The 15,203-nt window shown below is 66.2% G+C and carries 16 protein-coding genes; 11 read left to right on the top strand and 5 right to left on the bottom strand.

Annotated features, from left to right (window positions below; all coding sequences use genetic code 11):
- Nucleotides 1–2: 2 nt before the first annotated feature.
- From NP4_RS31195 to NP4_RS31150, 10 genes are all read left to right on the top strand, one after another.
- Nucleotides 3–1,028, top strand: coding sequence for an MlaD family protein (locus tag NP4_RS31195; protein WP_068005601.1), 1,026 nt, complete (start codon nucleotides 3–5; stop codon nucleotides 1,026–1,028).
- Nucleotides 1,025–2,026, top strand: a complete 1,002-nt coding sequence (locus tag NP4_RS31190; RefSeq protein ID WP_068005599.1) for an MlaD family protein — start codon at nucleotides 1,025–1,027, stop codon at nucleotides 2,024–2,026. The genes NP4_RS31195 and NP4_RS31190 overlap by 4 nt, the downstream gene beginning before the upstream one ends.
- Nucleotides 2,014–3,030: an MlaD family protein gene (locus NP4_RS31185; protein ID WP_068005596.1), complete on the top strand. Its 1,017-nt coding sequence runs from the start codon at nucleotides 2,014–2,016 to the stop codon at nucleotides 3,028–3,030. Before NP4_RS31190 ends, NP4_RS31185 begins: the two co-directional genes overlap by 13 nt.
- Nucleotides 3,030–4,112 carry an MlaD family protein gene (locus NP4_RS31180; RefSeq protein WP_068005649.1) on the top strand — a complete coding sequence of 361 codons (1,083 nt, stop codon included), beginning with the start codon at nucleotides 3,030–3,032 and terminating at the stop codon, nucleotides 4,110–4,112. Before NP4_RS31185 ends, NP4_RS31180 begins: the two co-directional genes overlap by 1 nt.
- Nucleotides 4,109–5,164, top strand: coding sequence for an MlaD family protein (locus NP4_RS31175; protein WP_082876374.1), 1,056 nt, complete (start codon nucleotides 4,109–4,111; stop codon nucleotides 5,162–5,164). Before NP4_RS31180 ends, NP4_RS31175 begins: the two co-directional genes overlap by 4 nt.
- Nucleotides 5,161–6,117, top strand: coding sequence for an MlaD family protein (locus tag NP4_RS31170; protein WP_068005593.1), 957 nt, complete (start codon nucleotides 5,161–5,163; stop codon nucleotides 6,115–6,117). Before NP4_RS31175 ends, NP4_RS31170 begins: the two co-directional genes overlap by 4 nt.
- Nucleotides 6,118–6,132: 15 nt before the next feature.
- The gene (locus NP4_RS31165; RefSeq protein WP_068005643.1) at nucleotides 6,133–6,738 is read left to right on the top strand and encodes a hypothetical protein; all 606 of its coding nucleotides are present in this window, start codon (nucleotides 6,133–6,135) and stop codon (nucleotides 6,736–6,738) included.
- A 70-nt stretch (nucleotides 6,739–6,808) separates the two neighbouring features.
- Nucleotides 6,809–7,105: a DUF6412 domain-containing protein gene (locus NP4_RS31160; protein ID WP_082876373.1), complete on the top strand. Its 297-nt coding sequence runs from the start codon at nucleotides 6,809–6,811 to the stop codon at nucleotides 7,103–7,105.
- A 58-nt stretch (nucleotides 7,106–7,163) separates the two neighbouring features.
- Nucleotides 7,164–7,931 carry a membrane protein insertase YidC gene (gene yidC, locus NP4_RS31155; protein WP_068005591.1) on the top strand — a complete coding sequence of 256 codons (768 nt, stop codon included), beginning with the start codon at nucleotides 7,164–7,166 and terminating at the stop codon, nucleotides 7,929–7,931.
- A 91-nt stretch (nucleotides 7,932–8,022) separates the two neighbouring features.
- Complete coding sequence (locus tag NP4_RS31150) at nucleotides 8,023–8,553, top strand: hypothetical protein (RefSeq protein ID WP_147288082.1); 531 nt, start codon at nucleotides 8,023–8,025, stop codon at nucleotides 8,551–8,553.
- A 48-nt stretch (nucleotides 8,554–8,601) separates the two neighbouring features.
- Here the strand turns inward: NP4_RS31150 and NP4_RS31145 are convergent, their stop codons facing one another.
- The 5 genes from NP4_RS31145 to NP4_RS31120 all read right to left on the bottom strand — a co-directional run bounded on the left by NP4_RS31145 (nucleotide 8,602) and on the right by NP4_RS31120 (nucleotide 13,691).
- Entirely contained in the window at nucleotides 8,602–9,084 is a 483-nt protein-coding gene (locus NP4_RS31145) for a hypothetical protein (RefSeq protein ID WP_068005587.1), read from the bottom strand.
- 92 nt (nucleotides 9,085–9,176) lie between these two features.
- Nucleotides 9,177–9,830, bottom strand: a complete 654-nt coding sequence (locus tag NP4_RS31140) for a class II aldolase/adducin family protein (RefSeq protein WP_068005584.1) — start codon at nucleotides 9,828–9,830, stop codon at nucleotides 9,177–9,179.
- A 17-nt stretch (nucleotides 9,831–9,847) separates the two neighbouring features.
- Nucleotides 9,848–10,393 (bottom strand): YdcF family protein, encoded by a 546-nt coding sequence (locus NP4_RS31135; protein ID WP_082876372.1) that lies wholly within the window; start codon nucleotides 10,391–10,393, stop codon nucleotides 9,848–9,850.
- A 19-nt stretch (nucleotides 10,394–10,412) separates the two neighbouring features.
- The gene (gene ctaD / locus NP4_RS31130; protein ID WP_068005581.1) at nucleotides 10,413–12,158 is read right to left on the bottom strand and encodes an aa3-type cytochrome oxidase subunit I; all 1,746 of its coding nucleotides are present in this window, start codon (nucleotides 12,156–12,158) and stop codon (nucleotides 10,413–10,415) included.
- A gap of 462 nt (nucleotides 12,159–12,620) precedes the next feature.
- Entirely contained in the window at nucleotides 12,621–13,691 is a 1,071-nt protein-coding gene (locus NP4_RS31120) for an AraC family transcriptional regulator (RefSeq protein ID WP_245998553.1), read from the bottom strand.
- Between the two features lie 9 nt (nucleotides 13,692–13,700).
- Here NP4_RS31120 and NP4_RS31115 point away from each other — a divergent pair, with 9 nt between their 5' ends.
- Nucleotides 13,701–15,161, top strand: a complete 1,461-nt coding sequence (locus NP4_RS31115) for a flavin-containing monooxygenase (RefSeq protein ID WP_068005578.1) — start codon at nucleotides 13,701–13,703, stop codon at nucleotides 15,159–15,161.
- Nucleotides 15,162–15,203: the final 42 nt, after the last annotated feature.

Here is a 15,203-nt window from a genome sequence, read left to right as displayed (position 1 = left end):
CGATGCCGAAATACGGAATGCCCGGAGTGGCCGTCGACAAGCACCGATCCCGATTCGTCGGACTGGTCGCGATCGCGGTGATCGCGGCCGTCGTCGCGGGCTACGCGCTGTATCGCGAACTGCGCACCGAGGACGGCCTGCACATCGCGCTGCACACCGAACAGATCGGCGACGGCGTCCTGGCCGGAACCCCGGTGCGGGTGGACGGCGTGCAGGTCGGCACGGTCACCGATATCGAACCCGATGAGCGCGGTACGCAGCGGATCTCGTTGCGGCTGGACCGTTCCCAGCTGCACGGCATCGATAACAGCCTGCAGGTCGACTACGCCCCCGCGAACCTGTTCGGCATCAGCGAGATCGAACTGCGCCGCGGCGCGGGCGGTTCGGCGCTGCGCGACGACAGCGTCATCGACCTGACCGGCAGCCGCGCCGACGCCATCTTCGACGCCACCATGGGCAGCATGCTGCGCACCCTGTCGCAGACCGGCGATTCGGTGCTGACCCCGCAAATGGCGACGGTGATCAGCCAGGTCTCCCACGATATGAAGGCGTTCACCCCGCTGGCGCAGTCGATTATCGAGGTCGCGCAGATCGTCACCGACAACCAGCGCATGCCGCCCTCGGAACTGGCGGCCCGGCTCGGACCCGCGTTCTACGGCGCGGGCAATTTCGCCGGGGCCAACGAGGTGATGGTGGACATGATCCGCAACATCCCACGGCTGCAGAACAATCGGGAGTCCTTCGACGCGGGTGTGCGGATGCACACCGAGAAACTGCTGCCCGGCATCGCGAATCTGGGCGCGGTCCTCGGCCAGGATCTGTCCGGCACCACCGACATGCTCGTCCCGGTGCTGCGCCTGCTCGCGCAGATGGTGCCGACACCGCGGCAGTCGGGTGCGGATCTGACCGAATTTTTGCGCCGCCTGCGCGCGGCCATGCCCGATACGCCCAACGGCCCCGTGCTCAACGCCGAGATCGATCTGAGTGGAATGCCCGTGCTGGCACCGTTGCTGGGAGGCGCGCGATGAAGGTGAGCGCCGCCGCCTGGCGGCTGGGATTGTTCGCCGCGGTGATGATCGTGGTCCTCGCGATCGTGTGCACGGCGATCAAGCGGCCGGTGTCCGGGCCCACCGAAGGCCACGACGCGCTGTTCACCGACGCCAACGGCCTGAAGGTCGGCGACGACGTGCGCATGTACGGCGTGCAGGTCGGCAAGGTCGACGGCGTCACCCTCGACGGCGCGCAGGCGCGAGTTCGCCTGTCGCTGAAGACCGATGCGCCGATCTACGACAATTCGAAGCTGGCCATCCGCTACCAGAACCTCACCGGTCAGCGCTATATCGACCTGCAGCAGCAGCCGCAGCCCGGTAAGCGCATCGCGGGCGGGGCCACCATCGGCGTCGATCACACCGTGCCGTCGTTCGATGTGACCAGCATGTTCAACGGCCTGAAGCCGGTGCTGGCCACCATCTCTCCCGAGGAGATCAACCAGTTCAGCGCCAGTATGGTCGCCCTGATCGAGGGTGACGGCAATGGCATCGGTCCCGCGGTGGAGGCGATCGACAAGCTCGCCGCCCACGTGAAGGACCGCCAGGTGGTGATCGACAAGGTGCTGCAGAACCTGTCGGATCTGCACGACGCGGTCGGCGGCAAGATCCACTACATGGCGCCGCTGCTGGCCCGGCTCGCCGATATCTTCGTCGGACTGCAGACCAATATGGCCGGACTGGCCCAGTTCGCCGCGGCCGCGCCCTCGGTGCTGGGCCCGCTGGACAATCTGTTCAACGCGCTGGGCCTGCGCACCCCCGACGATGTCGACGCGCTGATCCGCCAGATCTTCCCGGATCCGCAGCAGGCCCTCGAGGTATTCGACAAACTGCCCGGCCTGCTGGCCGGATTCGATTCGGCCATCCCCAAATCCGGTGTGGCGGAATGGAAGCCGCAGTGCTCCAAGGGCAAGGCCGAGGTGCCGCAGGTGTTGGGCGTACTGATCGCGGGACAGCAGGTGGCGGTATGCGCTGGGTGAGTGGGTTGTTCGGCGATCGCCGAGTCGTCGGCGAACCGGAGAAGCGGCGGCGCGAGATCCGCCTCGGCATCGCCGGTGTCGTCCTGGTGGCGATCCTCGCGGTCGGCGCGGGCGTGCTGTACGTGGTCCCGATCGGCAAGAAGACCTACACCGCCGATCTGTCCGAGGCGCAGTCGGTGAAGGCCGGTGACGATATCCGGGTCGCGGGCATCAGCGTCGGCAAGGTGAAATCGCTGGAGCTGCAGCCGGATCGGGTGATCATGCGGTTCACCGTCGATTCGAAGGTGTTCGTGGGCGATCGGTCCACGCTGGACGTGCGCATGCTCACCGTGGTCGGCGGCAACTATGTCGCGCTGTTCCCCTCGGGTGCGAATCCCTTGGGCGGCAAGCATATTCCGATGGACCGGGTGCGACTGCCGTACAGTCTGGTGCAGACCTTCCAGGACGCGGCCGAGCCGCTGCGCAAGATCGACGGAGATACGTTGCGGCGCAACCTCGCCGCGCTGGGCACCTCGGTCGCGCAGGCTCCGGACACCCTGCGGACCACCCTGGACAGCCTGTCGAGCTTCGTCGACGATCTCGACCGCCAGCACGTGATGATCTCCAAGGCGATCGCCAACGCCGACGAGTATGTGACCCTCTACGACGACGCCAAGGGCTCGCTGGGCAGGTTGGTGGCCGCCACCAACCTGATGGAGGACCTGGTCCTGGGCAAGCGCGCCGAACTGCAGGAGGGCCTGCGGGAATTGAACGCGGTCATCAGCAAGGCGGCGGCGATCTCACCCGTCTACGGGGAGATCAAACCCAAGCTGCAGCCGCTGTTCGACGCGGTGCCCAAGCTGCAGGGCCTGCTCGATCGACTCGATCCGGTCATCGCCTCCATTCAGAGCATGCAGCAGAAGGTTTCGGCCATGGCCATTCCCGACAACGGAGTGAAGGTCGACCAGTCCGGGCAGACCGTCGACGCCCGGGTGTGCGTGCCCGTGCCGGGGAGGGATTGCTGATGCACAAGCTCCTGGGATCACGGGCCTTCATGTCGGTGGCGGGCGCCCTCGCGGCCGTCGTCCTGGTCGTCGTGGGCTATTTCATCGCCTTCGATCCGCTGAAGAAGACCCAGGCCTACTGCGCGATCATGCCCGACAGCATCGGCCTGTACGTCGGCAATCAGGTGACCATGCGCGGCATTCCGGTCGGCACGGTGACTTCCATTGCCAACCAGGGCAAGGCGGTGAAGGTCGAATTCGCCGTCGAGGCCGATAAACCGGTGTACGCCGACGCCGGCGCGACCACCCTGGCCGACAGCATCGTCGCGGCCCGGCAGCTGGCGGTGGTGTCCAGCGGTAAGAACACCGCGCGCTGGAATCCCTCGCAGTGCATCACCAAGACGCTCACGCCCAAGAGCGTCAGTGAGACGCTGAACGCGGTCGCGCAGCTGTCCAAGGAGATCGACGGCGGCGATTCGAATACCTCCCGTGCGCTGGCCCACGGCCTCGGCGAACTCAACGAGGCCACCGTGGGAACCGGGCCGCAGATCAACGAGATCATCCGCAAGCTCAGCGGCGCCATGGCCTCGCCCGATGCCGATATCGGCCATCTGGTCGGCGTTTTCGACGCCTTCTCCTCGGTCGGCAAGAAGGTCGAGGAGCACTGGGGCGATATCGAATCCATGTTCACCCGCCTCGCGCCGACGCTCATCGCCGCCCGCACCGATCTGCTGGAACCGGGCGCGCAGGTGATCGACGGACTCGCGGCACTGCTGCCGGTGCTCAACGATCTCATCACCGCCTTCGGCGACCCGATTCTGAAGGGCCTGGATGTGACCGTGCCACTGGTGAAATTCCTGCGGGCCCGGGTGGGTTCGCTGTCGCAGATCATCTCGATGATGCCGGTGCTGACCGATGCGGTGCGCTCGGTCGGGCAGTCCGGAATCGCCTATGCCCCACCGAAGGTCGCACTCCCGCAGCCGAATGCCGATCAGGTGTGCGCGGCGGTGAACGCGATGGCGCCGGGGCGCTGCACGCCCGACGGCGGAGTGGCGAAGGTCGACCTGGCGACGCTGGTATTCGGAATGGCGGGTGCGCGATGAGGATTCGACATTTCGTCACCGCGATGGCGCTGGCGCTCGCGGCCGCGGTACCCGCCGCGGGCTGCGCCTTCGACCCCTCGTCGGTCCCGGTGCCCGGGTCCGAGGTATCGGGGGACACCTACAACATCCGTATCCAGTTCGCGAATGTGCTGAATCTGCCCGCGCGCGCCAAGATCATGGCCAACGGCGCTCAGGTCGGCACGGTTTCCGGTGTGTCGGTGGTGGATTCGGCCAAGGCGAGCGGTCACGGCGGCTATGTCGAGGTCGATGCGAAGATCTCGCGTTCGGTTCGGCTGCCCGCGAAGACGCGGGCCGAGTTGCGTCAGAACACGGTGCTCGGCGATATCCACGTCGCCCTGATCACCCCGCCCGACGGCTTCGGCGACCTGCTCCCGTCCGGCGGCACGATTCCGTTGGCCCAGACGAAACCGCCGGTCCAACTGGAGGACACGATGGCGGCGCTGGCCACCTTCACCCAGGGCGGCGCGGTGCAGCAGGTGCAGGACACCATCAATCAGATCAACGACGTCCTGCCCAAGGACACCGCGCAGACCAAGCGGATCGGCGACACCATGGCCGCCGACGCCGTCGATCTGGGCAACCATCTCGACCGGCTCGATTCGCTGCTCGACGGTATCGATAACAACACCAATGTGCTGCACGGCATTCAGCCGGTGCTGGTCGATCTGCTGAACCAGGCGTCGGTGGATCAGATGAACGGCATCGCGCCGTCGATCGTGGGCGTATTCAAGATCTTCGACAAACTCGGCCCGATCGGCACCTCGCTCACCTGGCTGGGCCCGCTGCTGACCAACGCCGACGGCACGGTGCAGGCGTTCCTCCCGCTGCTGGCCTCGGCGCGGCCGCTGGATCTGAGCCAGCCGTCGAATCTGCAGGCGCTGATCTCGCTGATCCGCGACAAGATCATTCCGTTCGCCGAGCACGGGCCGAAGGTGAATATCACCGGCGTGAAAACCGATGCGCCCGTACCGATTCCGGATCAGACCGATCGCATCGTCGCGACCCTGCGCATGATCGGAGTCGTGCGATGAAACTCGGTTCGCTCGCTTCTCTCGGCGGCATCGTCGCCATCACCGTACTCGGCGCGAGCTATCTGACCTTCGGCGTGGTGCGGGCGAATCCGCTCGCCGATTTCACCCACGCCACCATGGTGCTGACCAATTCCGGTGGGCTGGCGGTGAATTCGCCGGTGCTGCTCACCGGCATCGAGGTCGGCCGCGTCAGCTCGGTGAGCAACAGCGGCGGCGGTGTCGAGGTCGGCCTGAAGCTCGCCGCGGACCGCCACGTGCCCACCGACAGCACGGTCACCATCGAACATCTCTCGGCGCTGGGCGAACCGTATGTGGAGTTCCGGCCGAATTCCGACGGTGGACCCTACATTCGGGACGGACAGCAGCTGAAGACCGCGAATGTGCGGATGCCGCTGTCGATTCCGGAGGTCGCCCGGCTGGCCACCAAGACGCTCAACCAGCTCGATCCGAAGGTGGTCGGCTCGCTGGTGAGCACCGCCGAGCAGTCGCTGACCGGCACCGACGGCGCGATTCCCAATCTCGAACGGTCGGGTGATCTGCTCGCGGCGGCCATCATGAGCCGGAATCCGAAGATCGTCTCGCTGCTCAACAGCTTCCAGAACACGGCGGCCGATATGGATTGGGTCGGCCCGTCGTTCAGCGCCGCCGCGCCCGAGTGGGTGAAATTCACGCAGGCATTGAACGAACTGGTCGCCCATGTCGGCCGCATGGTCGACAGCGAGCCGATCGACCAGTACACCACCGGCAACGGCATCGCGCCGTTCACCGAGAAGAACATCGCGGCGCTGCGCGAATTGCAGCCGGAGCTGAGCTCCCTGCCGACCGTGCTGCGCCCGCTCATCGATGCCATAGTCGGCGCCGCGCCGCGCATCGATATTTCCAGCCTCATCTCCCAGGCCCTCGCCGACGTCGATTCCGACGGCGCGGTGCGGGTGCGGGTAGCCGTCAAATAAGGAATGGAGGACGCGATGTCGAATGATGTTGTGACCGAACCGAAGCCGGAAGTCTCGGCCGAGGAGAACGTGAGCGCCTCCGACTCGGCGCACACGCCGCGGACCCTGTCGATCCGACTGTCGACCGTGGCGGTCGCGGTCGCGGGAGTGGCGCTGATCGCCGCGACCGCGATCTTCGCGTCGCTGTGGCTGTCGGCGCGTGGTGAGGTGAGCGATCGCGATGCCGCGGCCGCCGCCGATCGCCACGCCGAGCAGGTCGCCACCGATTACGCGGTGGGCGCCTCGAATATCAACTTCCAGGACGTCAATGCCTGGGTCGCCAAGCTCAAGGCCAACACCACCCCGCAGCTGGCCAACAAGTTCGACGCGACCGCGCCGAAGCTGCAGGACATTCTGGTTCCGCTGAAGTGGACCTCGACCGCCACCCCGATCACCGCCAAGGTGATGAATACCGACAACGGGGTCTACAAGGTCGACGTCTTCCTCAATGTCACCTCCACCAGCGCCCAGACCCCCGAGGGCGCGCAGACCACTGTCACCTACACCGTGAACGTGGATCCGAACAACGGCTGGAAGGTCGCCGACGTCGGCGGAATGGCGGGCGCGCTGCCCAAGCAGTGACCCTGCCCGGAAATGACACGCGCAGCTCGGCGGGGCCGCGCACCGCGGGACGCACGGTAGCCTCGTCGTCATGGTGATGCGGCTTCGCTCGACGGCGCTGATGGTGTGCGCCTTCGTCGTCTCCGCCTGGGCGGCCGTCCTGCTCCCGGCCGGCGAACCGGGTTCGCTGCTGGCCGTCGGCGCGGCCGCCATGCTGGCGCTGGCCGTCGTTGCCGCGTATTCGGCGCGGGTTCCGCTGCTGCCGTTGGCACTACGCGCGGGGCCGCCGGTCTCCGCGCTGCGCCGGAGACGGGGATCGTTCCTGCGCCAGAGCAATCCGGACACACCGGGCCGTGCGCGGCCCAGGGCACCGGGTCACGACCGCTGATCGTTCGATCGGCTTTCTCTCGTCGACCCAATTCACTTTCAACGTGAGGTGTTCTGTCATGCTCGATTTCATCTATTATCCGGTGTCGGCTGTGCTGTGGGTCTGGCACATCGGATTCGCCGCGATTTTCGGCGCCACCAGCGGACTGTCGTGGGCGCTGGCGATCGTCTTTCTCGTCGTCACGCTGCGACTGGCGCTGTATCGACCGTTTCTCGCGCAGGTGCGCTTCGCCCGCACCATGGCCGAATTGCAGCCGAAGGCGCAGGAACTGCGCAAACGGTTCGCCGGTGATCGCGAGCGCATAGCTCGCGAAATGCAGGAGCTGCAGCGGGAGCACAAATTCAACGTCTTCACCGGATTCCTGCCGATCGTCGCGCAATTGGTGATCTTCATCGGACTGCTGCACGTGCTGCGGTCCTTCGATCACATCGGCGGCAATTACGTGTTCTCCGCGAATCAGGTGCAGTCGTTCCTGCGGGCCGATCTGTTCGGCGTATCGCTCGAGGCGACCCTGGCCCATCCCGGCGGAGCCCTGATCTCCGTTGTCGCTCTGATCATTCCGCTGGTCATGATCTCGGCGACGGCCACGCACTGCACCGCCCGCGCCGCCGTAGCCCGCCAGACCCAGGTCACCTCTCAGACCCGCGTGGTCAATGCGATGAGCCTGTGGCTGCTGCCGATCTGCTCGCTGCTGGCCGGCCTGATCATGCCCGTCGGCATTCTGATCTACTTCGCCACCTCGAGCGCGTGGACCTTCGCACAGCAGCTCTACGTGCACCGCAAGGACGAACCGGTGGCCGCGGCCCCGGCGGATGCGGAGAGCTGACAAACGTACCGGTCCTGTTCAAATGAACTGGGCCCCAACAGTTTCCGCAAGTCGTAGCATGAATTGGGTCTCGATTCACGCGGAGGCTCCGATGCGGAAACCGACCATCGACAATCTCTACAACGATCTCACCCAATGGGCGGCCACCGACGCGGTCGCGCTCAACGAGGCCGTGGCGCTGTCCAATAACGCCGGCTGGGAGCAGTGGTGCGTAGTGCAATTCCTGCGCTGGCAGCACCACCAGCCCGAGGCCGCCCAGGGGGTGAACTTCCACCGCGAATGGCGCGAGTGGAACCCCGCCAGCCGCCGCCGCTACGACATCGTCTACAACTCCCGCCCCGAGCCCGACGCCGGAGCTTATCCGGTGCTGGTCACGCAGTGGAAGGCGATGAAGGAGAACGTGAGCTACAACCTGTTCGAGGACATCGGAACGCTGACGGAGATCAACACCTACTGGGAACAGCATCAGCGAGCCTGGCTGCCGGTGCTGGTGGGGCTGACGATCGCGGGGGCCGAATTCCCCGGAGCCCGCGAACTTCCCACGGTTCCGGCGGCCAATGTGCGGTTGTACATCTCGACCGCGGAGACGTGGAAGCCGTTCTACAACAGGGTGAAAACCTGATCTCGTCGAGCCCCCGCCCGCACATTCGGTGCGGGCGGGGGCTCGACACTACTCAGCCGACACCCGGGCGACCCGAACCCCCGCGCCGCCCGGGCGGCCGGGGTGGGTGACCACCACCGCTGCCACGGTGAGGATCTGGTCCAGGTCCACGCCGGAGGCCGCCAGGCGGGCGATGATGCCCAGGCGGCGTTCCGGCCCGTTGGGCCGGATGTGGACCTCGCGTCCGGCGATTCGGGCCACGAACAGGTGGTTCGGGGCGTCGTAGCGGACGGGGACGCCGTCTCGGACCGCTCGGTAGGCCTCGAGGTCGAGGTCTACGTGGTGGTCCGGATCGATCAGCAGGTCGGCAATGAAGCGCTCGGCCTGATCGATCAGCAGCGAACCCGGCTCGAGGCCGAGGTCGGCCGCTCGCTGCGCAATCCGATGCCAGTACTCCTCGATCGGCTCGCGCAGCAACCACCGGTGTCGCTCGGCCTCCAGGCGGAGGCGGGCGACGTCGGCATCGGACGTCGACGAGTACGGATCGGACATGGGTACGCCTCTCGGTTGGTTGCGGAGAACTTTGTGGTGCAACCGGTTCGGCGTCCGATGGATATGAGTATGCCGCAGGGGTACGACAAGTTTCAGAGCGGTTTGGGCGCGCCGTAGCCGAGGCGGGCGGTGACCTCGCGGACCGCGTCCTGCTGGGTGTGGGTGAGTGGGCGGGGGACCCCGGCGGACAGGGCGTCGAGGTAGATGCCGCAGGCCCATTCCAGGAGGAGGGCGTATTCGACCGCCCGTTCCAGGGAATCGGCCGTGGTCACCGCGCCATGATTGGCCAGTAGGACCGCCTGCCGGTCGGTGAGCGAATCCCGTACGGCCTCGGCCAGTTCCGCGGTGCCGAACGGATGGAACGGCACGACCGGGGTCGGACCGCCCAGCGGCAGCTGCTGGTAGTGGACCACCGGCAGTTCGTCGCGGACCAGCCCCAGGGTGATCGCGCGCGGAGCGTGGGTGTGCACCACGGCCGCGGTCTCGAAGGCCCGGTAGATCCCCAGGTGCAACTGGAGTTCCGAGGTGGGGGCCAGCTCTCCGGCGACCACGTCGCCCGCGAGATCCACGACCGTGACCTCCTCGGGCGTGATTTGCTCCAGTACCGTCCCGGTCGCGGTGACCGCGACCCGATCCCGCACGCGCACACTCACATTGCCAGCGGTCCCGATCAGTAGGCCCGCCCGTGCCAGCCGCCCGCAGACCTCGGCGACCTCCGCCCGTTCACTGGACATGATCGTCGGCATCCGACCAGCGTAGGCGCTCAGCAGCCGGAGCTCACGAATGCCCTGATGTACCCGCCGGATTGGCGGATGTACATCCACGCCCAGTAGCGCAGGCCGGACTCGGCGGGACTGGCGACCATGGTGAGCTGTCCGTGGAAGCATTTGCCGACGATGTAGCGGGCGCGGGAGACGTGCGGGGTATTGGTGATCACGATGATGTGCCGCCACCCGTGGCGCGCGGTCTGGCGCGCGATCTCCTGCGCCTCGCCCTGGGTCGTCCAGGGATCGGGGACGAAACAGTCGACGTGGAACGGGTATTCGCGCGCGCAGTATTTGTCCATTACCGAATCGTCGGCCCCGGTGGAACGCGAGATGAGCAGTTCGGGGGCGTAGCCACGTTCGGCCAGATCCAGCCCGATGTCGAAGCGCTCGTAGGCCGTTCCGCCCAGGACGACGATGGCATCGGCCGGGCGCAGCGGATCGACCTGCGGGTGTACGAAGACCGGCAGGCCCGCCAATGCCAGAGCCGCGATCAGCAAGGCCACACCGGTCAGGACGACCGCGGCCCGTCGCAGTGCGCGCACACCGCGACGATACCGACCTCTACTGTGGGGCTTCTGTGGGCAGTGGTTCGGTCTGCCGGGTGCGCGAGTGGGTGCCCCAACCGGCCTCGGACTCCTCGCGCAGGCGCTGCACCATATGCGGATAGTGCAACTCGAAAGCCGGTCGCTCGGAACGGATTCGGGGGAGTTCGTAGAAGTTGTGCCGCGGCGGCGGGGAGGTGGTGGCCCACTCCAACGAATTGCCGTAGCCCCACGGATCGTCGACGCTCACCACCTCGCCGTATCGGTAGCTGCGGAAGACATTCCACACGAATGTGATCATCGACAGGCCCAGAACGAACGATCCGACCGTGGAAATGGTGTTGAGCGTGGTGAATCCGTCGCTGGGCAGATAGTCGGCATAACGCCGCGGCATACCCTCGTTGCCCAGCCAGTGCTGCACCAGGAAGGTCAGGTGGAAGCCGAAGAACGTGGTCCAGAAGTGGAGTTTGCCCAGCCGTTCGTTCAGGAAGCGGCCGGTCATCTTGGGGAACCAGAAGTAGATCCCGCCGAAGGTGGCGAACACGATTGTGCCGAACAGCACGTAATGGAAGTGCGCCACAACGAAATACGAGTCGGACACATGGAAGTCCAGTGGCGGGCTCGCCAGGATGACCCCGGACAGGCCGCCGAACAGGAATGTCGTGATGAATCCGATCGACCACAGCATCGGCGTTTCGAAGGTCAGCGTTCCCCGCCACATCGTGCCGATCCAGTTGAAGAACTTGACCCCCGTGGGCACGGCGATAAGGAAGGTCATCAACGAGAAGAACGGCAGCAGTACCGCGCCCGTGGCGAACATATGATGCGCCCACACCGCCACCGACAGCGCCGCGATACTCAAGGTGGCGTAAACAAGTGTGGTGTAACCGAATACGGGTTTACGGCTGAACACCGGAATGATCTCGGTGATGATCCCGAAGAACGGCAGCGCCACGATGTAGACCTCGGGATGCCCGAAGAACCAGAACAGATGCTGGTACAGGATCGCCCCGCCGGTCGCCGGATCGAAGACGTGCCCGCCCAGATGCCGATCGACCGCCAGACCCATCAGCGCCGCGGTCAGAATCGGAAAGGCCAGCAGCACAAGTACGCTCGTGACCAGGATGTTCCAGGTGAAGATGGGCATTCGGAACATCGTCATACCGGGCGCGCGCAGGCACACCACGGTGGTGATCATATTGACCCCGCCGAGAATGGTGCCGACGCCGGACAGGGCCACGCCCATGATCCACAGATCCGCGCCGACACCGGGCGAGTGCACGATATCCGACAGCGGTGTGTAGGCCGTCCAGCCGAAATCGGCCGCGCCGCCGGGGGTGATGAAGCCCGCGGTCGCGAGGGTCGCGCCGAACAGATACATCCAGTAACTCAGCGCGTTCAGTCGCGGGAAGGCCACATCGGGCGCGCCGATCTGCAGCGGCAGTACGCAATTGGCGAAGCCGAAGACGATCGGCGTGGCGTAGAACAGCAGCATGATCGTGCCGTGCATGGTGAACAGCTGATTGAACTGCTCGGGCGAGAGGAACTGCAGCCCGGGCCGCGCCAGCTCACTGCGCATCAGCAGCGCCATCAGGCCGCCGATGAGGAAATACGCCATGGACGTCACGATGTACATGACCCCGAGCAGCTTGGGGTCGGTGGTGGTCATGACGTCCCAGATATAGGAACCCTTAGGGGCGACCCGCCGCGGATAGGGCCTGACGGCTTCGATCTCGGGGGCGCCACGAGATGGTGCTGTGGTCACAGTTCCTCCTCGAGCCCAACCAGTTCCGAGTGTGGCACCGCCGCAAGATCGTTTGGCCGTATTCGATCAGGCATTCTCCCAACGGCGAGTCGCTCATCGGTGTGGCGGCAGAACTGAAACTCGTTCTAGAGTGTGGCTGTGGTACAGATCCGTGCCCTGAAGTATCGGTACCTGCGGGCGCTGGATCTCGAGTGATGGGACGAATTCGGCGAGACGCTGACCGAGGACGCGACGGGTGATTACGGTTCGCCCTCGGGCGGGCGGCCGCTGCGGTTCGCCCTGTTCGAGTCGATACCGGTCCCGGTAGCAGGCCGCGCCGCGGATCAGCACGCCATATTCGGGCACGATGACCGTATCTTCCAGACACCAACTGCCCATGGCGATTTCACCGTCCACCTCGATTTCTGGATGACTGCACACGTGCACGGGAGCCGAAATCGGCCTTCGCAGCCCTGGCTGCTGTTACGGCCGGGCTTGCGCCGGATCCCGCCGCACCGCCGACGGCGTAGCGCCCCACCAGCGTCGGCAGCACCGCGTGAACGTCGACTGCTCGGACAGTCCGATGAGCGAGGCGACCTGGCTCATCGGCAGATCGGTGGTGGTGAGGTAGCGGCGGGCCTCGCTGCGGCGTACATCGTCGAGAATTGCCGCGAACGAGGATTCGGCCGCCGTCAGGCGACGCTGCAGGGTGCGCGGGTGGATGGTGAGAATCCTTGCCACGGCGGCGATTTCGGGTGCGGTCGTGCCGAGCAGCTGGCGCACCGCGGCGCTGACGCGTGGCACGATCGACGCATCCGCGTCGCCGGACTGTTCGGCCAGATACGCCAGTGCCAACCGCTGCAGCGACTGATCGCCACCGGCGAGAGTGTGCGAGGCCAGGGTGCGCGGCAGCCGCAGCAGTGCGCTGGGGCGCTCGAAACGGACCGGGGCGCCGAAGATTTCCTCGTAGACCTCCGTCGGGGCGGGCGGGCGGTACGGCAGATCCACCGAGCGCAGATCGTAGGGTCCCTCCACGAGCCGCTGGATCGCGCGGTGCAGGAAGGCCAGGCCCAGATCGGTGCCCTGCACCGGCGGTGGGGGCGGTACGCCGTAGCGCAATGCGATCAGCGCGGGATCGCCGTAGGGATCGGGTTCCAGCGTCAGACTCAGCGATCGGGCATGGACGAACAGATAGCGCGAGGTGCACTGCAGCGCCTCGGTCAGCGTGGCCGAGGTGCGGATGGCGAGGGCCAGGGGGCCGAGCATGCCGAGATCCTGGCGGGCGGCGATGCGCAGGCCGAGGTCGGGGCAGTGCAACCGCGCGGCCGCGATCTCCAGTACCGTCGCCATGGCCGCATCGGAGACCAGTAGGTCGTCGGCGTCGAGGGCGGCCACGGGTAGACCGGCAAGCGCCGCGAATTCGTCGGCGTTGCCGCCCAGTTCCGCCACGGTCGCGCGGAAGCCCCGCAGCCCGGCGGATCGGATCACCGACATGTCGTCCAGAATCAAATACTTGTCGCGCAGAGTCAAGGAGTCCGGGCAGTGACGCAGCACACTGGAATCATGGAACATCTCGACGTCGTCATCGTGGGCGCCGGCCTGTCCGGAATCGGCGCCGCCTATCGGTTGCAGACTCAGATGCCCGGTAAGAGCTACGCGATCCTCGAGGCGCGCGATGCGCTCGGCGGCACCTGGGATCTGTTCCGCTATCCGGGCATCCGCTCGGATTCGGATATGTTCACCCTCGGCTATCCCTTCAAACCGTGGCGCGACGCCAAATCCATCGCCGACGGTCCGTCGATCCTGCGCTATGTCACCGAGACCGCGACCGAATTCGGCATCGACAAGCGGATTCGGTTCGGCGTCAAGCTGATCGCGGCGCAGTGGTCCAGCGCCGACTCGCGCTGGACGCTGACGCTCGAGCAGAACGGTGAGCGTCGCGAGCTGACCTGCGGCTTTCTGTACAGCTGCGCGGGCTACTACGACTACGACGAGGGCCACGCGCCGGAATTCCCCGGGGCCGAATCGTTTTCGGGCACGATCGTGCATCCGCAGTTCTGGCCGGAGGATCTCGACTACGCGGGTAAGCGGGTTGTGGTGATCGGCAGCGGCGCGACCGCGGTGACCCTGGTTCCGGCCATGGCCCCCGAGGCCGAACACGTGACCATGCTGCAGCGCACCCCCACCTGGATCTCGGCCCTGCCCGGCCGTGACCGCCGCGCCGATCGGATTCGCGAACTGCTGCCGCCGGGACCCGCGCACCGGGTGATCCGCGCCAAGAACATCCTGTTCAACGTCGGTTTCTATCAGTACTGCCGACGTCGCCCGCAGGCCGCGCGCCAGCTGCTGACCCGGCTGACCACCCGCATCCTGAAGGATGAGGCGCTGGTGGCCGAACACTTCACCCCGGACTACAACCCGTGGGACCAGCGGCTGTGCGTGGTCCCCAACGCCGACTTCTTCAAGGCGATGCGCAAGGGCAAGGCCGAGGTGGTCACCGATCACATCGAGACCTTCGTGCCGGAGGGTATTGCGCTGAAGTCCGGCCGGGTGCTGCCCGCCGATGTCGTCGTCTCCGCGACCGGGCTGAAACTGCTTGCCTTCGGCGGTGTTTCGTTCAGCGTGGACGGCGAGCCGGTCAAGCTCTCCGAGCGTTTCGTCTGGCAGAGCACGATGCTCACCGGCGTTCCCAACTTCGCCTTCTGCATCGGCTACACCAACTCCTCCTGGACGCTGCGCGCCGATCTGACCTCGCGACTGGTCTGTAAGGTGCTCGCACATATGGATCGCCGCGGGCACCGGGCCGTCGCGCCCGAACTAGACGGTCATCTGGAGGAACGGCCGCTGCTGAGCCTCGCCTCGGGATATATCCAGCGGTCGATCGGCGAGTTCCCGCGGCAGGGCGATCGGCATCCGTGGCAGATGCGGCAGAACTATCTGCTCGATTCGCTCACGACCCTGCGCACCGATCTCGATCGCACGCTGAAGCCGGTCCGGCCGTCCCGAACCCTGCAGCGGGCCTGATCACGGACGCGAACGCCATGGCAGATTTCCGCCAGTAGTGGC

Source organism: Nocardia pseudobrasiliensis NBRC 108224 (assembly GCF_001613105.1).
Lineage (GTDB): Bacteria > Actinomycetota > Actinomycetes > Mycobacteriales > Mycobacteriaceae > Nocardia > Nocardia pseudobrasiliensis.
The sequence above is the reverse complement of the archived record's forward strand: the minus strand, read 5'-3'. Positions and strand labels throughout refer to the sequence as shown.